This window comes from Gemmatimonas sp., from assembly GCF_021298855.1.
In the GTDB taxonomy this organism is placed as follows: Bacteria; Gemmatimonadota; Gemmatimonadetes; order Gemmatimonadales; family Gemmatimonadaceae; genus Gemmatimonas.
Map to the genome: position 1 here is coordinate 1 of NZ_JAJTHI010000014.1, position 17,890 is coordinate 17,890.

At 67.8% G+C, this 17,890-nt stretch carries 12 protein-coding genes; 8 read left to right on the plus strand and 4 right to left on the minus strand.

Annotated elements, in window-relative coordinates:
• Positions 1 to 295: 295 nt before the first annotated feature.
• The 3 genes from LW840_RS06015 to LW840_RS06025 form a co-directional block, all read right to left on the minus strand.
• Positions 296 to 1,885 (minus strand): Ig-like domain-containing protein, encoded by a 1,590-nt coding sequence (locus tag LW840_RS06015; protein ID WP_291266794.1) that lies wholly within the window; start codon positions 1,883 to 1,885, stop codon positions 296 to 298.
• A gap of 206 nt (positions 1,886 to 2,091) precedes the next feature.
• Positions 2,092 to 4,233: a transketolase C-terminal domain-containing protein gene (locus tag LW840_RS06020; RefSeq protein WP_291276607.1), complete on the minus strand. Its 2,142-nt coding sequence runs from the start codon at positions 4,231 to 4,233 to the stop codon at positions 2,092 to 2,094.
• Between the two features lie 39 nt (positions 4,234 to 4,272).
• The gene (locus tag LW840_RS06025) at positions 4,273 to 4,548 is read right to left on the minus strand and encodes a hypothetical protein (RefSeq protein WP_291276608.1); all 276 of its coding nucleotides are present in this window, start codon (positions 4,546 to 4,548) and stop codon (positions 4,273 to 4,275) included.
• 110 nt (positions 4,549 to 4,658) lie between these two features.
• Between LW840_RS06025 and paaG the strand changes: the two genes are divergently transcribed.
• The 6 genes from paaG to LW840_RS06055 all read left to right on the plus strand — a co-directional run bounded on the left by paaG (position 4,659) and on the right by LW840_RS06055 (position 12,088).
• On the plus strand, positions 4,659 to 5,456 hold the full coding sequence (paaG, locus tag LW840_RS06030; protein WP_291261493.1) for a 2-(1,2-epoxy-1,2-dihydrophenyl)acetyl-CoA isomerase PaaG: 798 nt from the start codon (positions 4,659 to 4,661) through the stop codon (positions 5,454 to 5,456).
• Positions 5,456 to 6,652: a 3-hydroxyacyl-CoA dehydrogenase NAD-binding domain-containing protein gene (locus LW840_RS06035; RefSeq protein ID WP_291276609.1), complete on the plus strand. Its 1,197-nt coding sequence runs from the start codon at positions 5,456 to 5,458 to the stop codon at positions 6,650 to 6,652. The genes paaG and LW840_RS06035 overlap by 1 nt, the downstream gene beginning before the upstream one ends.
• A gap of 64 nt (positions 6,653 to 6,716) precedes the next feature.
• Complete coding sequence (gene pcaF, locus LW840_RS06040) at positions 6,717 to 7,946, plus strand: 3-oxoadipyl-CoA thiolase (RefSeq protein WP_291276610.1); 1,230 nt, start codon at positions 6,717 to 6,719, stop codon at positions 7,944 to 7,946.
• A gap of 10 nt (positions 7,947 to 7,956) precedes the next feature.
• Positions 7,957 to 8,592 (plus strand): transferase hexapeptide repeat family protein, encoded by a 636-nt coding sequence (locus LW840_RS06045; protein WP_291276611.1) that lies wholly within the window; start codon positions 7,957 to 7,959, stop codon positions 8,590 to 8,592.
• The gene (paaZ, locus tag LW840_RS06050) at positions 8,592 to 10,661 is read left to right on the plus strand and encodes a phenylacetic acid degradation bifunctional protein PaaZ (protein WP_343213662.1); all 2,070 of its coding nucleotides are present in this window, start codon (positions 8,592 to 8,594) and stop codon (positions 10,659 to 10,661) included. The genes LW840_RS06045 and paaZ overlap by 1 nt, the downstream gene beginning before the upstream one ends.
• A gap of 14 nt (positions 10,662 to 10,675) precedes the next feature.
• Positions 10,676 to 12,088: an MATE family efflux transporter gene (locus LW840_RS06055; RefSeq protein WP_291261488.1), complete on the plus strand. Its 1,413-nt coding sequence runs from the start codon at positions 10,676 to 10,678 to the stop codon at positions 12,086 to 12,088.
• Positions 12,089 to 12,142: 54 nt separating this feature from the next.
• Here the strand turns inward: LW840_RS06055 and LW840_RS06060 are convergent, their stop codons facing one another.
• Positions 12,143 to 12,952, minus strand: a complete 810-nt coding sequence (locus LW840_RS06060; protein WP_291261487.1) for a carboxypeptidase regulatory-like domain-containing protein — start codon at positions 12,950 to 12,952, stop codon at positions 12,143 to 12,145.
• A 246-nt stretch (positions 12,953 to 13,198) separates the two neighbouring features.
• Here LW840_RS06060 and LW840_RS06065 point away from each other — a divergent pair, with 246 nt between their 5' ends.
• Both LW840_RS06065 and LW840_RS06070 read left to right on the plus strand, forming a co-directional pair.
• Positions 13,199 to 16,267: a SusC/RagA family TonB-linked outer membrane protein gene (locus LW840_RS06065; protein ID WP_291276612.1), complete on the plus strand. Its 3,069-nt coding sequence runs from the start codon at positions 13,199 to 13,201 to the stop codon at positions 16,265 to 16,267.
• Entirely contained in the window at positions 16,264 to 17,862 is a 1,599-nt protein-coding gene (locus LW840_RS06070) for a hypothetical protein (protein ID WP_291261485.1), read from the plus strand. Before LW840_RS06065 ends, LW840_RS06070 begins: the two co-directional genes overlap by 4 nt.
• The last annotated feature ends 28 nt before the right edge of the window (positions 17,863 to 17,890 follow it).

Below are 17,890 nucleotides of genomic sequence, written 5' to 3' on the forward strand. Positions count from 1 at the left end.
CCCCCGACCCCGACACGCCTCCCGCGCCGCCGTACCGCCCGCGCCGAGACCCCGACCCGGACCCAAACGCGACCCGGGCCGCGCCACGACCCCGACCGCTCGTGAGACCCCGACCGCAGTGGCAGTACCCCGACTGCCGTGGCAGTACCAAAACCGCAGTGGCAGTACCCCGACCCCAACCACCCCCGACCGCCGTTCAATCCCGGAGGCCAACCCCGTTCGCGACCCGGGCGAAAAGCAGAAAGGCCCCGCGAGCAATCGCGAGGCCTTTCCGGTCAGCCGCAGAAGGCTGGTGTTACTTGAGGTCCTTGAAGCCGAGACGGCCGTTGCGCTCGTCTGCCGAGCGGCAGCCCGTCGGCGCGTTCTTGCCGTCGAGCAGCTGCCAGATCTCGACGCGGCGGTTGTCCGCCTGCGCCGCACGGTCGCCGCGGGCAATGCGGCCCCGGTTCGCCGGCGGCGGCTCGCTCTCGTCGGCTCCCGCCGTCGTCACGAGGCACTGCTCGCCGAAGCTCGACCACACGATGCGGTCCTTCAGCATCGCCGCATCCTTGCCGGCCAGACGCAGCAGCTGCTTCATCACCGCTTCGGCGCGCTTCTTCGCCAGCGCGCTGTTGTACGCTTCCGAGCCGTAGCGGTCCGTGTGCCCCTCGATCGAGATGCGCAGCGACGGGAGACGCTTCATGGCCTCGATCACGACCTTGAGCGTGTCGTTGCCCGCCTTGAGGACCGTCGCGCGATCAAAGTCGAACAGCGCGCGGTCGAGCGCCACGCTCACCGCCTTCGGCGCCACGCACTCCACCGACGCCGTCTCGCTCTTCGAGCTGCCGTAGGCGCTCTTCGACGCCGTGATCGTGGTGCTGCCACCGGCGTTGCACGTCACCGTGCCGTTGTTCACCGAGGCGATCGACGCGTTGGCCGAGCTCCAGGTGATCGCGCCGAGGTCCACGTTGTCGGCGTCGACCGCCTTGGCCGTGAAGCCGAGCGTCTTGCTGACATCCGTCGAACCGCTCTTCGGCGTCAGCGTGAGCGTCCACGCCGGCGGTGGCACCGTGACGGTGGCCGACGCCGAGCGCTGCAGCTTCTTCTGCGTGCCCGTGCAGGTGATCGTCGCCGTGCCGTACTTGACCGCCGTCACCTTGCCGGTGTTGTCCACCGTGGCCACCGACGCGTCGCTCGACGTGCAGGCAAGATCCTTCACGTTGCGCAGCTGGATCATCTTGCCCTTCGCATCCGCCGCGCTGAGCGCGAACTGACGGTCGGCGCCGCGGTTCACCGTGGCGCTGGCCGGGTCGATCTTGAGCGCCCAGTCGAACTTCTCGACCGTCGCGCAGCCGCCGCGCAGGGCGTAGGTCACGCCGGCCCGGATGCCGAGGTTGCGCGACGTGCCGGTGAGCTCCTGCTCATTCGGCGACGGGTTGCGGTCCATGATGCCGTCGATGCGCGCGCCCCACTTGCCGCTCGAGCACAACTTCAGGCCGGCGAGCGCCGAGAAACCGTCCTCGAACTCGTTGGCCGTGGAGCGGCCGTCGTAGATCGAGTTGACGTAACCGGCACCCAGCACCAGCGCCGCCTTCTTGGACGAGGTCAGAGGCAGCGTGAACGTGCCGAGAATACGGGCCGGACGATAGGTGATGTCCTCGAACGGGGTGCGGGTGGCCTTGGTCGAGCCGATTTGCACGTCGCCCTGCACCCCGAACCACTTGTAGACGGAAGCAGTGAACATGCCGCCGACCGCCGCGACGTTGTCCATCTTGATCTTGTCGTCGAGTCTCGTGAACTGACCGAATGCCCCGATCTCGATCCGTTCACCAAGGCCCTGAGCGTGGGCCGTCGGCACCGCCGCGACCGCCGCGAGCAGCGAAAGTCCGACCAGCTTGTTCTTCATGGCGTCCTCTGGGTTAAGCCTGAGTAGCGGGCCGTCGTGGCCCGTGCTCGCCCGACGGCACTTCACCGTGGGAGAGCACTCCAATAGTAAGTGATGTAGCACACCGGCGATACGTCACGCCAGCTTGACGTTCGGACTTCTTGACCGTCACAGATAAGCCTGTTTCCGTCTCGCGGAAATCCCCCGTGGCCATGACCGTTGGCCCCTCAGGTCGCGAGCAGCGCCGCCAGCCGCTCGCGAATGCGCGCCGCCGTGGGCACGACCGCGTCGAGCAGATCCGGATGGTACGGCACCGGGATGTCGCGCGGGGCCAGCCGTTCGACCGGCGCGTCCAGGTACCAGAAGGCCTCCTGGGCCAGCGTCCCCGCGATTTCCGCTCCGAACCCGGCCGTGAGGCTGTCCTCGTGCACGATCAGGCAGCGCCCGGTCTTCCGGACGCTCGCCAGCACCGCCTCGCGATCCCAGGGCGAAATGGTGCGCAAGTCGAGCAGCTCCACCGCCCCCGGCTGCGCCAGCTGCGCCACCGCGTCCACGCACCGGTGCACCATGGCTCCCCACGTCACCAGCGTGATCTGGTCGCCTTCCTGCACCACGCGCGCTCGGCCCAGCGGCAGCACGTAGTCGTCACCGGGATACCGTGCGCTGCCATCGCCCGTCATGAGCAGCGACCGGTGCTCGAAGAAGATGCTGGGGTTGGGGCTGCGCATCGCCGCGCGCAGCAGCCCCACGGCGTCGGCCGCGTTGGAGGGCATGATCACCTGCCACCCATACGCGTGTGCGAATCGCACTTCGTCGCTCAGCGAATGCCACGGGTCGCCCACGTCCTTGCCGAAGCCACCAGGCATGCGCACCACGATCGGGGCGGCAAATCGATTGGCCGTGCGCCAGCGCATCGTGCCGCAGTTGTTCAGCTGCTCCGCCGCCGGATCGGCGTACTTGCGGAACTGGATCTCGGCCACGGGCACCAGGCCGCCAATGGCCATGGCCACCGCGCGGCCAATGATCCCCTCTTCGCTCAGGCTCGTATCGAAGACGCGGGTGGCACCGAACTGCTTCTGCAGCCCCTCGGTCACGAGGTGCACGCCACCCTTGCGCCCCACGTCCTCACCAAACACGACCACCTTGGGGTTGGTGGCGAGCTCGTGCCGCAGCGTACGTCGGATGGCTTCGGCGAAACGCAGCAACTCGCCCCCCTCCTGCGGCACATCCGTGCCGCCCAGCGCGGCGCGTTCGGCGCGCGACAGACCACCCATGGCCTCGGTGGGCGCGTGCTCGTCGGCAAAGACATGCTGCGCCACCGTGCGGGGATCCGGGTTCCCGCGGGCACGCGCCGCCTCGAGCGCCACCTGCACGTCACGCGCGACGTCCCCCTCCAGCGCGGCCCACTCACCGGCGCTCATGACCGCCGGCACGAGATACTCGCGCAGCCGGGGGAGCGGATCGCGCGCCAGATCCGCCGCGATCTCCTCGTCCGTGCGATACCCCTTCTGGTTGTCCGGCCCCGAGTGGCTCGACAGCCGCGGCACCGTCAGGCGCACCAGCGCGGGGCCGCCGCCGCCGCGCACATGCGCCACTGCGTCGGCCAGCTTCTCCGACGCATCGTGCGGGTCGCAGCCATCGCCATTCAGCACGCGCAGGTTGGTGAACGACGCCAGATTGCGCGCGATGTCGCCCCCCGGGGTCTGCATGTCACCGCGCACACTGATGCCGAGATCGTTGTCCTCGATGTAGAACAGCATGGGCAACGACAGCGTCGTGGCCATGGTGAGCGCGGCCCAGAAGCCGTTGGTGGCCACCGATCCGTCGCCGCCCAGCGCCACGCTCAGGCAGTTCGCGTAGCTCGCGTCGGCCAGGGTATCGCGATGGTACACGATGTTCTGCGCCCACCCGGCCGCCGGCGTGTACTGCGACCCCACATCACCAGCCATGGGAAGCACCGTGCACCCGGAGGGATTGGGCAGGTTGCACACCACGCCAATGTCGCGGCCGTCGCTGAAGCCCCCCGCACGTCCGAGCGGACTCCCCAACGCATCTTCGATGCTGAGCCCCAGCGAGAGCAGGAGGGGGCGCGACCGGTAATAGGCGCCCGCGCCATCGTGCGCGCCGGTGAGCAGCGATCCCAGAATGCTCTGCGCCATGTCGTGGCCGCGCGCCGAGAACTGGTAGAGCACCAGATGCTCGCGCGGAACGGTCGCCCGCTGCTTGTTGGTCTGCTCCTCGACATCGTCGAGCGCGCGCGACACCAGCGTGTGATAGGCAATGCGGCGCCAGTCGAACCCGGCGCGGGGAGTCACGGCGGGCGGGGCGCTCTCACGGGGCACCGCTCGCACGGCAGTCTTGGCAGGCATAGAGCGGTAATCTGCCAGCGCGCGCCCCCGGATGGGAGTTTACCCGGTGACCGACCCCAGGTCGGGGACCACCGCGCCAAGGCCCATGAGCGTCAGACGGGCCACCGCGGTGATGGCCGGAATCCCCACGCCGATGGCGATGAGCAGCAGGTTCACGGCGAGCCAGAGCGCCGTGTAGCGCTGCACCAGCTCCCGGTCCCGACGCGTGAGCAGGAGCGCAACCGACGCCGCGTTCAGCACCAGCAGGGCGCCCAGCGCCCAGGCGAACACGGTCCAACCCAGACTGCCCAACCAGTGCGCCAGCGACGTGAGCATGTGCGGTTCTCCAGTGGAGGTGGGACCACCAGCCGATTGTTCGGTGGGAACCGCGATGGCTCGATAGGGGGCCGTCGGCGCTCCCCGGACCCCCATGCTACTTTTGTCCTATGACCTCCCCCGCTTCCACGCTCCTTGTTGCCCGGGCGAACGGCGTCCTCACGCTCACGCTCAACCGCCCCGACGTTCTCAACAGCTTTACCCGCAGCATGGCGGCCGCCCTGCAGGCGGCGCTCGCCGAGGCCGCCGCCGATGACGCGGTACGGGCCGTGGTCATTACCGGCGCGGGGCGCGGCTTCTGTGCCGGCCAGGACCTCGCCGAGGCGCTGCCGCGCGATGGCGGCCCGATCCCGGATATCGGGGAGATCGTCGCCGAATGCTACAACCCCATCATTCGCGCCATTCGCACGCTGGAGAAGCCGGTGTTGTGCGCGGTCAACGGCATCGCCGCGGGCGCCGGCGCCAACCTGGCCTTCGCCTGCGATCTCACGATTGCCGCCGACAGCGCGAGCTTCGTGGAGAGCTTCGCCAAGCTGGGGCTCATTCCCGACACCAGCGGCACCTTCTTCGTGCCGCGCCTGGTGGGGATGCAGCGCGCCACGGGCATGTTCTTCCTCGCCGAAAAGATGCCGGCGGCGAAGGCGAAGGACTGGGGGCTCATCTGGGACGTGGTCCCTGCGGCCGAGCTCATGGCCACGGTCACGCAGCTCGCCGAGCAGCTCGCCGCGCAGGCCACGCGCGGCTTCGGACTGACCAAGCGCGCACTCAATGCGAGCTTGGCCAACGGTCTGGACGCCCAGCTCGAGGTGGAAGCGCAGGCCATGCACGAGGCCGGCCGCACCGCCGACTACGCGGAAGGGGTGCGCGCGTTTCTCGAGAAGCGGGCCCCCGTCTATCAGGGGAAGTGATGGCGGCGGCAACGATTGGTGTCGTTGGCGCCGGCGCCATGGGGGCCGGCATTGCGCAGGTGGCGGCCGTGCACGGACACCCGGTGCTGCTCGCCGATGCCCTGCCGGCGGCGATGGCCCGCGCGCGCACGGGGCACCAGAAGGCCATGGCCCGCGAGGTGGACAAGGGGCGGCTCTCGCGTGAGGCGGCCGACGCCGTCCTCGCGCGCCTCACGTACGTGGAAGGCGTGAGCGCCGAGCTGCTGGCCGCGTTCGCGCCCTGTGACCTGGTGATCGAAGCCATCGTCGAGAAGCTGGACGCCAAGCAGGCGCTGCTGCGCACGCTCGAGGGGATCGTGGCCCCGGCCGCCGTCCTGGCCTCCAATACGTCGTCGCTGTCCATTGCCGCGCTGGCCGGCGCGTGTACGCACAAGACCCGCGTGGTTGGCGTGCACTTCTTCAATCCGGCGCCGGTGATGCCGCTGGTGGAGATCATCCCCGCCATCAGCACCGCACCCGACGTGACGGCTCGCGCCACGGCGTACGCCGCCGGCTGGAAGAAAGTCACGGTGCTGGCGTCGGATACCCCCGGCTTCATCGTGAACCGCGTGGCACGCCCCTTCTACGGCGAATCGCTGCGGCTGCTCGAGGAAGGCGTGGCCGACTGCGCCACCATCGACTGGGCCCTGCGCACGGTGGGCGGTTTCCGCATGGGTCCCTTCGAGCTCATGGACTTCATCGGGCACGACGTGAACTTCGCGGTCACACGCTCGGTGTTTGACGGCATGTTCCATGACCCGCGCTACCGCCCGAGCCTGCGCCAGCAGCGGCTGCTCGAAGCGGGATGGCTGGGTCGCAAGTCGGGGCGCGGCTTCTACGACTATGCCGAAGGCGCCATCACGCCGGCGCCCGTGGAAGACCCCGTGCTGGCGCAGGGAATCGCCGATCGGGTGCTCGCCATGCTCGTCAACGAAGCCGTGGAGGCCGTCCACCTCGGCATCTGTACCGTGGCCGACGTGGAACTCGCCATGACTACGGGCGTGAACTATCCGCGCGGCCTGCTGGCCTGGGGCGACGAGATCGGGGCCGCCACCGTGCTGGCCCGGTTGCAGGCGCTCCAGTACGAAACGGGTGACGATCGCTATCGCCCCAGCGTGCGGCTGCGCCGTGCCGTGCAGGCCGGCGTGCCGCTGGGCGATCCGCGGCGGTACCCGTGACAGCGCGTTCGGTTCACTACGCCACCCGCCCGCACGTGCCGGGTGCCCATTTCGGATGATCCCCATGAGCAGACAACAGGCCTACCTCATCGACGGCGTGCGCACGCCCATTGGCAACCTCGGTGGAGCGCTGGCCCCGGTGCGGGCCGATGATCTGGCGGCCCACGCCATCTCGGCGCTCCTCGATCGCGTGCGTGCGCACGCGCCGCAGTTCGACGTGGCGGGAATCGCCGATGTCATCCTGGGGTGCGCCAATCAGGCCGGTGACGACAACCGCAACGTGGCGCGCATGGCGGCACTGCTGGCCGGTGTGCCGGTCACGGTGCCCGGCGAGACGGTCAATCGCCTGTGCGCATCGGGGCTGTCGGCGGTGGCGGGCGCGGCACGTGCCATTCGCGCCGGCGAGGGCGATCTGTACGTCGCCGGCGGCGTGGAAAGCATGACCCGCGCGCCGTACGTGCTGAGCAAGGGCGCCACGCCATTCGCGCGCGACGTGCAGCTCTTCGACACCAGCCTCGGGTGGCGGTTCGTGAACGCGCGCATGAAGAGCCTGCACGGCACCGACAGCATGGGCGAGACGGCGGAGAACGTGGCCGCCCAGTATGCGGTGAGCCGCGCCGATCAGGACGCGTTTGCCGTACGCTCGCAGCAGAAGGCGGCCGCGGCCCGCACCGCGGGCCGCCTGGCCCTCGAGATCGCGCCGGTGAGCATTCCCCAGAAGAAGGGCGATGCGCTGCTCGTGTCGCACGACGAGTTCCTGCGCCCCGACACGACGCTGGAAACGCTCGGCAAGCTCAAGCCGGCCTTCCGGCACGACGGGCAGGGCAGCGTGACGGCCGGCAATGCCAGTGGGCTCAACGACGGGGCGGCGGCGCTGCTGCTGGCCGGTGAGGCGGCGCTGTCGCGCTTCGGCCTCGCGCCCCTCGCGCGCGTGGTGGCGAGTGCCGCGGCCGGCGTGGAGCCGCGCATCATGGGCATGGGCCCCGTACCCGCTACCCGGTTGGTGCTGGAGCGCGCCGGGCTCGCGCTCGACCAGATGGACGTGATCGAACTCAACGAAGCGTTCGCCGCGCAGGGGCTCGCCTGTCTGCGCGAACTCGGCGTGGCCGATGACGATCCCCGCGTGAACCCAAACGGCGGGGCCATTGCACTCGGGCATCCCCTGGGCATGAGCGGCGCGCGTCTCGCGCTCACGGCCGCGTACCAGCTGCGCGAAACCGGCGGCCGCTATGCGCTGTGCACCATGTGCATCGGCGTGGGGCAGGGGTTTGCCGTCGTGCTCGAACGCGTCTGAGAACCCCGGCATGATCTACGCGTTCGAGGACTTCATTCCCGTGGTGCACGAGAGCGCGTTCGTCCACCCGCAGGCTGCCGTGACCGGCAACGTCATCATCGGGCGCGACGTGTACCTGGGCCCCGGGGCCGCCATTCGTGGCGACTGGGGCGGCATCGTCATCGAGGACGGCTGCAATGTGCAGGAGAACTGCACCATTCACATGTTCCCCGGTGTCGTGGTGACCCTCGAAACCGGTGCGCACATCGGTCACGGCGCCATCGTGCACGGCGCCCGCATCGGGGCGAACAGCCTCATTGGCATGAACGCCGTGATCATGGACAACGCCGTTGTGGGACAGGGGTGCATTGTGGGCGCCCTCTGCTTCGTTCCCACCGACATGGTGATTCCCGACCGCAAGGTCGTGGTGGGGAACCCGGCGAAGATCGTGAAGGACGTGAGCGACGACATGCTCGCGTGGAAGAGTGACGGCACCGCGCTGTACCAGCAGTTGCCGAGTGCCATGCGCGCCAGCTGGCGCGCCGTAGATCCGCTGCGCGAGGTACCGGCCGACCGGCCGGTGCAGTCCGCGATGCTCAGGAACTGGAAGGACACGCAGCGTCAGGCGCCGGCGATGTCCGAGACCACCCGTACGGAGACTCGATGATGTTCATCCTGCAGAATTTTGCGCTCGGTGAGTGGGTGGAGGGGACCGGCCCCAAGACCGATCTCATTCACGCCGTGACCGGTGAGAAGATCGGTGAGGCGTCGAGCCATGGCCTCGACTTCAAGGCCATGCTGCAGTACGCGCGCCGGGTCGGCGGGCCGGCGCTGCGCGCCTACACCTTCCACCAGCGGGCGCTGATGCTGAAGCGCATCGCCATCGCGCTCATGGAACGCAAGGAAGAGTTCTATCCGCTCTCCTCCATGACGGGGGCCACGCGCACCGATTCGTGGGTGGACATCGAGGGCGGAATCGGCACCTTCTTTGCTTACGCCAGTCGCGGCCGCCGGGAGTTCACCAACGAGCGCTTCCACGTGGAAGGGCCCACCGAGCCGCTCTCCAAGCACGGCACGTTCGTGGGCCGGCACATTCTCGTGCCCATGGAAGGGGCGGCGGTGCACATCAACGCCTTCAACTTCCCCGTCTGGGGCATGCTGGAGAAGCTGGCCCCCGCGCTGCTGGCCGGGGTGCCGTGCCTCGTGAAGCCCAGCACCACCGGCAGTCATCTCACGCACGCGGTCTTCAAGGCCATCCTCGACACCGGCGAGTTGCCCAAGGGGGCGCTGCAACTCATTTGCGGTGAGGCGCGCACGCTGCTCGAGCACGTGGAGGAGCAGGATATCGTGGCCTTCACCGGCTCGGCGGCCACCGGACAGAAGCTCAAGAGCGCGCCCGGCATTCTGCAGCATTCGGTGCGCTTCAACATGGAAGCCGATTCGCTCAACTGTTCCATTCTCGGCCCCGACGCCGTACCCGGCACCGAGGAGTTCGACCTCTTCATCAAGGAGGTCACGCGCGAAATGACGTCGAAGGCCGGGCAGAAGTGCACCGCCATTCGTCGCACGATCGTCCCCGCCGGACTCGAGGAGGCGGTGATCGCCGCGCTGGCCAAGCGCCTTGGTAGCACGACCATTGGCGACCCCACCGCCGAGGGGGTGCGCATGGGGCCGCTCGCGTCGCGCGCACAGGTGAAGAGTGTGGCCTCGAGCGCCGAGGCCATTCGCGCGGCGGCGGAGCGCGTGTACGGGGGTGGCGATTTCGCCGTGGTCGGTGCCGACCGTGAGAAGGGGTCGTTCTTCGCACCGGAGCTGCTGTACTGCGCCGATCCGCTCAACCGGCTCGAGCCGCACGACATCGAAGCGTTCGGCCCCGTGAATACGGTCATGCCGTACCGCGACCTTGGCGAGGCGGTGCAGTTGGCGCGCATGGGACGCGGTTCGCTGGTGGGGTCGCTCATCACGCATGATCCGAAGGTGGCGCAGGAGGTCATCCTCGGTGCCGCCTGCTTCCATGGGCGCATGTTGGTGCTCGATCGCACCAGTGCCAAGGAGAGCACCGGGCACGGGTCACCGCTCCCCAATCTGGTGCACGGGGGCCCCGGCCGTGCCGGTGGCGGCGAGGAGATGGGTGGCGCGCGCGGCGTGACGCACTACCTGCAGCGCGTGGCGCTGCAGGGGAGTCCCAGCATGATCACCGCCATTACCCGCGAGTGGACGAAGGGCGCCGAAGAGAAGCAGGATGCGGTGCATCCCTTCCGGAAGACCTTCGATGAGCTCGAGGTCGGCGACACGCTCATCACGAAGACGCGCACGATCACGCTGGAGGATGTGGAAGCGTTTGCGAAGCTCAGCGGCGATACGTTCTACGCGCACATGAACGACGAGGACGCGCGCAGCAACGGCGTCTTCGAGGGGCGCGTGGCGCACGGCTATTTCATCGTGTCGGCCGCGGCCGGCCTGTTCGTGGACCCCGACCTGGGGCCGGTGCTCGCCAACTACGGCCTCGAGAAGCTGCGCTTCACGAAGCCCGTGTATCCTGGTGACACCATTCACGTGCGCCTCACGGTGAAGCAGAAGACCGCCAAGGACACCCCCGAGGGCACCATTCCGCAAGGTGTCGTGGAGTGGGATGTGGAGGTCATCAACCAGCACGGGGAGCCGGTGGCGGTCTACTCCATCCTCACGCTCGTGCGGCGCCGCGACGGCGCGACGATGTCGCCGCAGGCCGCCTGACGGCCGGCGCTCCGGTGGCTGCCGCTCCATCCACCACCGCCACACGGCGCATCGATCGGTCCCTCGTCGAGGGGCCGATTGGTCCGGCCGTGTGGAAAGTGGCGTGGCCCACCGTGCTGCAGAACGTGATCAGCGGGGTGCAGGGGATGATCGACCACGCGCTGGTGGGGCACTTCGTCGGCTTCGCCGGCAACGCCGCCATTGGCGTGGGCTTCCAGATCTTTCTGGTGGTCATGGTGTTCGTGTCGTCGCTGTTCAGCGGCATGGGCGTGCTGGTGGCCCGATTTGCCGGTGCCGGTGACGAGGCCGGGGTCAACCGCGCAGCGTCGCAGGCGTTTCTGCTGGCGCTCGTGCTGTCGCTGGGCGTGCTCGCCCCGCTGGGCTATCTGCTGGCGCCCACGCTGCTTGGCCTCGTGAAGGCGGCGCCCGACGTGCAACGCGAGGCGCTGCCGTACCTGCGCATCATGTTCGTCTTCGGTTTCGGCATGATGATGTTCTTCATGCTGGGCGGTGCGCTGCGCAGTGCCGGTGACGCCAAGACGCCACTGCGTCTCGGCGTGGCGCTCACGGTGGGCAACATCGTCTTCAACGTGCTGCTCATTCGGGGGTACGGCCCCTTCCCCGAAATGGGGACCGCCGGCGCCGCCGCCGGCATCATGATTTCGAGTGCCCTCGTCGCCGTCTACGCCGTGGCCAAGCTCTTCAGCGGCGCCTGGATCATCGACTTCCGTGGCATGTCCTGGAAGCCCGACTGGGAGATCATTCGCGCACTCTTCCGGTTCGGCCTGCCCACGGGAGTGCAGGGCATTGCCATGAACATTGCCGGGGTGCTGCTGCTGCGCTTCATCGGCAGCACGGCGCAGAGCGCCGAGGCGCAGGCCGCGTATGCCGTGGGCTATACGGAGCTCTTCTCACTGGTCACCTGGACGTCCGTGGGGCTCATGGGGGCGGCCGCCACCGTGGCCGGCCAGAATCTCGGAGCGGGCCATCCGGAGCGCAGTCGCGATGCCGTACGGGTGGCGGCGCGATTCGGGCTGGCCATGGCGATCGTCGTGGGGCTGCTCTTCGTCACCATCCCCGATCTCCTGCTCGGGCTCTTCGGCATGACGGAACCCGAGGTGCTGCGCATCGGGCGCGAACTGCTGCGCGTCCTGAGTGTGTCGGGGCTCTTCATCACGGTGGCGCTCACCTTTACGGGTGGCTTGCAGGGCACCGGGGATACGCGCAGCCCACTGTACATCACGCTCGTGTCGCAGTTCGCGCTGCCCATTGGCTTCCTGTCCGTCATGGAGGCCACGCGACCGTTGGAGACGTGGCACATCTGGCTGGCCATTCTCATGGGACATGCGACCCGCTGTCTGCTCAGCGTCTGGCGCTTCGAGCAGGGCAAGTGGCGCAGCATCGAACTCGGCGTGCGTTCCCGATAAGGCAACGGCCCACCGCGACCGGGCGGATGGCGATCGTGGACGTCCTGCCGACGTCTACTTTCGCCGCGGCTCGCGCCCCGAGGTCGTCCAGATCACGATCACGCCGCACCCCGAGTTCTGGCCGGCGAACTCCCCCGGGACGTCGCTGACGCCCGTGTACACCTCGAGCCCCACGATGTCGCGAATGGGGATGGTGGGGCCGAAGGCGTTGTCCACGCGCTCGTCCACCACGTATTCCGGCGCGCACCCCATGGGCGCGCGCACCATCTGGGCGCGGCACGTGCCGCCGGCACAGTTGAAGCGCAGCCCGCGCATGCCGCGCATCGCGTCCTGCAGCGTGTAGTACTGCCCCGCCTCGAGCTCGGCCCGCGTGCGATACTGTCCCCGCCCGGTGGCGCGGCGGCGTTCGAAGTCGGCGTAGCGACGCCCCGCCGACGCGTCAGCGGTCACCCCCACACCGGGCAGCGCCTGCACGCGGGCCGTATCGGCCACGCTGCGCGCCGCGCTGTCGGCGAGCACCGCCGCACGCGCCACTTCGGTGGGTTCGAGCTCCAGGTCGCGTTCCATGCGTTCGCGTGCGGCAAACGCCAACGACAGCGACCCCCGCGCATGCCCCGGCGCGCTCACCAGAAAGCGATGGATGCCGACGGCGAGCCCGCGCACCTCGAAACGCCCGAGCGAGTCGGTGCGCGTGGCCTGGCCGGTCGTGACTACCGTGACCGTCGCCGCCGTCAGGGGGCGGCCGGACACCGCATCGAGTACCCGCCCCGCGAACGTCGCGGTCGTTTGGGCCGCCAGCGGGGGACTCCCCACGCACAGCAGCAGCGCCAGTGCCACCGCCAGCGCCCCAGCGGTGCGAGGCATTCGTCGCTGCCCACGTTCGGTGTCAAAATGGATGAGTTCGCCGATCAACATGAGCATCGCTCAGGACCTTGGTTGTAAAACACGAGTGAAACACTCGGGACGAAACGCAGGAAAATGCGTTTCGACCCTTGGCAACATCGTGACACTCGCAGCAAAATGGGACAAGCGGTACTACCGGTCGTTGTGCCGCATTACCACGGGACAATCCGCCGTCCCAACGAAATAGGAGCGTACATGTTTCATCGTGTGCGACGGTATATCGCCGCCGCTTTCCTCATTCTCATACCCGGGACAACGGCAACGGCGCAACAGCCCGCCACCGTCTCGGGGCGCGTCACTGCCGCCGGCGCCCCACTGGGCGGGGCCCAAGTCGGCATCGTCGAACTCGGCGTCGGCAGCGTGACCGATGCGCAGGGGCGCTTCACCTTTACGGTGGACCCGGCGCGCGCTGGAGGGAAGCAGGTCACCGTGCTGGCGCGCACCATTGGCTATCGGCCGGTCAAGCATCTCGTCACGCTCACCGCGGGACGCATCGAGCAGAACTTCGACCTCGAAAAGGATGTGCTCAACCTCGAGGCCGTGGTCACGACGGGCGTCTCCGACGCCACGTCGCAGAAGAAGACCACCTTCGCCGTGGCCGCAGTGACCAACGCCCAGATCAAGGAGGCCCCCGCCTCCTCGCCGCTCGGCACGCTGAACGGCCGCGTGGCTGGCGCGAGCGTGACGGCAGTGAACGGCGAGCCCGGCTCGGCTCCCCGCATTCGCCTTCGTGGCCCCACGTCGCTCACCGGGTCGCAGGATCCGCTCATCATCGTGGACGGCACCATCAGCCGCATTTCCCTCGCCGACATCAATGCCCAGGACATTGAACGCATCGAGGTCATCAAGGGGGCGGCGGCCAGCTCGCTGTACGGCTCCGACGCGGCGAACGGCGTGGTGCAGATCTTCACCAAGCGCGGCGCGACGCTGGCCACCGGTCAGACCCAGATCACCGTGCGCAACGAGTTCGGGTCCAACGACCTCCGCAAGACGATCCCCAACAACTTCTCGCATCCCTACAAGGTCGATGCCCAGGGGAACTTCCAGCGCGACGCCAACGGCAACCGCATCCAGGAAGACGACCGCATCTCGGACAACTCCTACCCGGTCATCTACGATCAGCTGGGCGAGGTGTTCCGCAGTGGCCAGTTCATGACCAACTACATCTCGGTCGGCCAGCGCAACGCCAACTCGAACTTCAATGCGTCGTTCGAGAACTCGAGGGACCAGGGCATCGCCAACCTGCTCAGCGGATACAACCGCCAGAACTTCCGTCTCAACCTGGATATGGAGCTGCACCCCAAGCTCGACTTCCAGACGGGTGCGTTCTACGGACAGTCGAAGGCCGACCAGGCCGAGGATAGCTCGGGCGACGCCTTCTTCGGGCTGCGCTTCCTCGAGCCCAACATCGACCTGCTGGCCAAGAATCCCAACGGCACGCCGTATCTGGCCGCCATCCGCCAGTCGCCGGCCTCGGGTAACGTGAGCAATCCGCTCTACAACTGGTCAAACATCCAGAACAGCAACGACCGGGCCCGCTTCACCGGCCTGCTCAAGGTGCGCTATCGCCCCACCACGTGGCTCACCGCCGAGGCCAACACCAACTTCGACCGCGGTTCGCGCAACTTCCGCTCGTTCGTCCCGCTGGGCTACATCGGCTCCACGGGTACCGTGAGCAAGGGGTCCATCTCCAATCAGGAGATCGTCACCCGTGCCTACAACCTGGGCAGCACGCTCACGGCGGTGAAGAACTTCTCGTGGTTCACCAACACCACCAAGCTGGCGTGGGTCTACGAGGACCAGGAGAATACCCAGACGACGGTGCGCGCGACCGCGCTCACCGTGCCGCGCGTGACGGAATTCACGGCGGCCTCGCGCGACCCGGACAATCCGGTCATTCCCGGATCGTTCTCGCAGCCCATCCGCAACCAGAACTTCTTCGCCATCACCACCTTCGACATCAAGGACAAGTACATCATCGACGGGCTGATCCGTCGTGACCAGTCGTCCCTGTTCGGCGAAGACCAGCGCTCCCGCACCTTCAAGCGCCTCTCCGGCGCCTGGCGCGTGTCGGAGGATATCACCCTCCCGGGGGTGAACGAGTTCAAGCTGCGCGCCTCGTACGGCGAGGCCGGCCTGCGTCCGGTGTTCGACGCCCAGTACGAGCAGTTCGCCATTCAGGGCGGCAGCCCGGTGAAGATCACGCTCGGCAACCCCAACCTGCGCCCGGCCTTCTCGCGCGAAATCGAGGGGGGCTTCGACCTCACCTTCGCCAAGAACTTCCAGCTGCAGTACAGCTACTCCAGCAAGATCACCGACGACCAGATCCTGAACGTGCCCGTGTCGTCGGCCACTGGCTTCCGGAACCAATGGCTCAACGCCGGTTCCCTGGAAGGCAAGACGCACGAGGTGCTGCTGAGCGCCGTGCTCGCGTCCAAGAAGGATTTCCTGTGGAGCGTGAACATCGCCGGCGACCGCACGCGTCAGAAGGTGCGCAGCCTCGCGGTGCCGCCGTTCCTCGTGGGCCCCGTGGCGAACACCACGATCTTCCGGCTTGCGGCCGGCCAGCCGTTCGGCATCATCTACGGCAGTTCGTGGGTGCAGACGTCCGATCAGCTCGCCTCCATGATCGCCGCACGGCGCCTGAGTGGCACCGCGGCCGATTACGTGCAGAACGAGGAAGGCTACTTCGTGTCGCGCGCCGACTGGCGCACCATTCGCGAGCGCCCCATCAAGTTCCTCGACGCCGACGGCAATGCCCTGCGCCAGATCGGTGACGTGAACCCCGACTTCAACCTGAACTTCAACACCCAGCTCAACTGGAAGAAGTTCTCCGTCACCGCCGTGGTGAACTGGGTACAGGGCGGACAGATCTACAACTACACGCGTCAGTGGCCGTTCTTCGACCAGCGCGACCCGGCCTTCGACCAGCGCGGCAAGCCCGAGGTGGAGAAGAAGCCCACCACGTACTACGCCACGTTCTACAACAACTTCGATCCCAACACCTACTTCGTGGAGGACGGCACCTACGTGCGCCTGCGCGAGCTCGCCGTGAACTACGAGATCCCGCGCGCCTTCACCAGGCGCCTGGGCATGGGCACCGACCGGTCGGCCCGCTTCGGCATCGTGGGACGCAACCTGCTCACGAGCACCAAGTACAGCGGCTACGATCCCGACGTGTCCGGTGGTGGTGCCAATCCCTTCGCCTACCGCGTGGACTACTTCACATATCCCATCTTCAGGACGTTCACGTTCATGCTGGAGCTCGGTCTGTGAGCCCCCTCAATCCGAAGTTCGCCTTCTCGACCCGCCACGCGGTCGGCATCGCCCTGGGGGCGCTCCTGCTCACGGCGTGCAACTCGCTCGATGTCGAGAACCCCAACGCGCCGGACGCCAACCGGGCATTGGCCGATCCGGCGGCCATCGAGGCCGTCGCCGGCGGTACCCTGCGCTCCTGGTTCAATACGTGGGACGGCATGGAGGGCGGTGGGCCACTCGTCACCATGTCGCAGACCTACTCGGCGTCGTGGAACAACTTCAACATGAACTTCTACAGCTCGATCGACGCGGACGGCACGCGCAACACGCGCGCGTACCAGAACGATCTCGCGTCGGCCGGCCGTACCACCATGATCGCGTACTGGGAGGGATACTATTCCACCCTCTCGTCGGCGGTGGACGTCCTCACGGCCATCCGCAAGAACAACCTGGTCATCAGCAACGCCGGGAACACCCGACGAGCCGAGACCATCGCCCAGTTCATGCACGGGGCAGCGCTCATGGGGATCGCGCTCAACTACGACAAGGGCTACGTGATCGACGAAACGAGCGATCTGGCCACTCTCGCGTACAAGAGCCGCAAGGAAGTGCGTGACGCTGCCGTCGCGTCACTCGAACGGGCGGCCACACTCGCCGCGGCCAACCAGTTCACCACGCCCTCGGGCTGGACCAACGGGACAGCGTACACGAACGTGCAGATCGCCCAGCTGGCCCGCACCATGGCGGCCATGACGCTGGCCTACTATCCGCGAACGCCGGCCGAGAACGACCAGGTGGACTGGGCCAAGGTGTCGCAGCTGGCGTCGCAGGGGATCTCGTCGACCGGGAGCGGCTTCGACTTCATCTTCACCGGCGACGGCTGCAACTCGTGGTGTCACGAAATCCTCTACTGGTTCAATGCCTTCGACGGCGGGCGCGTGAGCACCCGTGTGGGGGCGCTGCTCGATCCGGCCACGCAGCGGCATCCGTACCCCAACGGCGGCAACCCACGGCCCAATTCGCCCGATCGGCGCCTGGGTGACGGCTCCTTCGGTCCTGACGACGACGATTTCGCCGGCTACTTCGGGACCAATCCCAAGACGGCACGTGCGGGAACCGACTTCGTGTACTCGCGCGAAGAGATCTTCCGTCCCGATCGCGGCATGTACCACCAGTCGAACATCGGTCACATCCGCTACGACCGCAGCGGCGAGCAGTCGCCGAACGCGATCTACGGCGGCTTCGGTGTAGCGCCGGTGATCTCGCGGCACCAGAACGATCTGCTCTGGGCCGAGGCGGAACTGCGCCGGTCGGGGGGCAACCTGGCCACCGCCGCATCGCTCATCAACAAGACGCGGGTGGACCGTGGCGGTCTCGCGCCTGCCACGGCCGGGGAAGGGGCGCCGTCACTCATCGCCAAGCTCATCTACGAACAGGAAGTGGAATTGCTTGGCCTGGGGCCCGTGTCGTACTACCAGCGGCGCCGGGTGCCCAACGGCCTGCTGCCGGGAACGCCGCGCGAAATGCCGGTGCCGGCAAAGGAGTTGGGTGTGAAGGGGGATCCCTTCTACACCTTCGGCGGCAGCAACCCGGCCAGCAGCAACACGCCGTAAGCCGGTTGCTGATGCTAGGTCGTGGCCA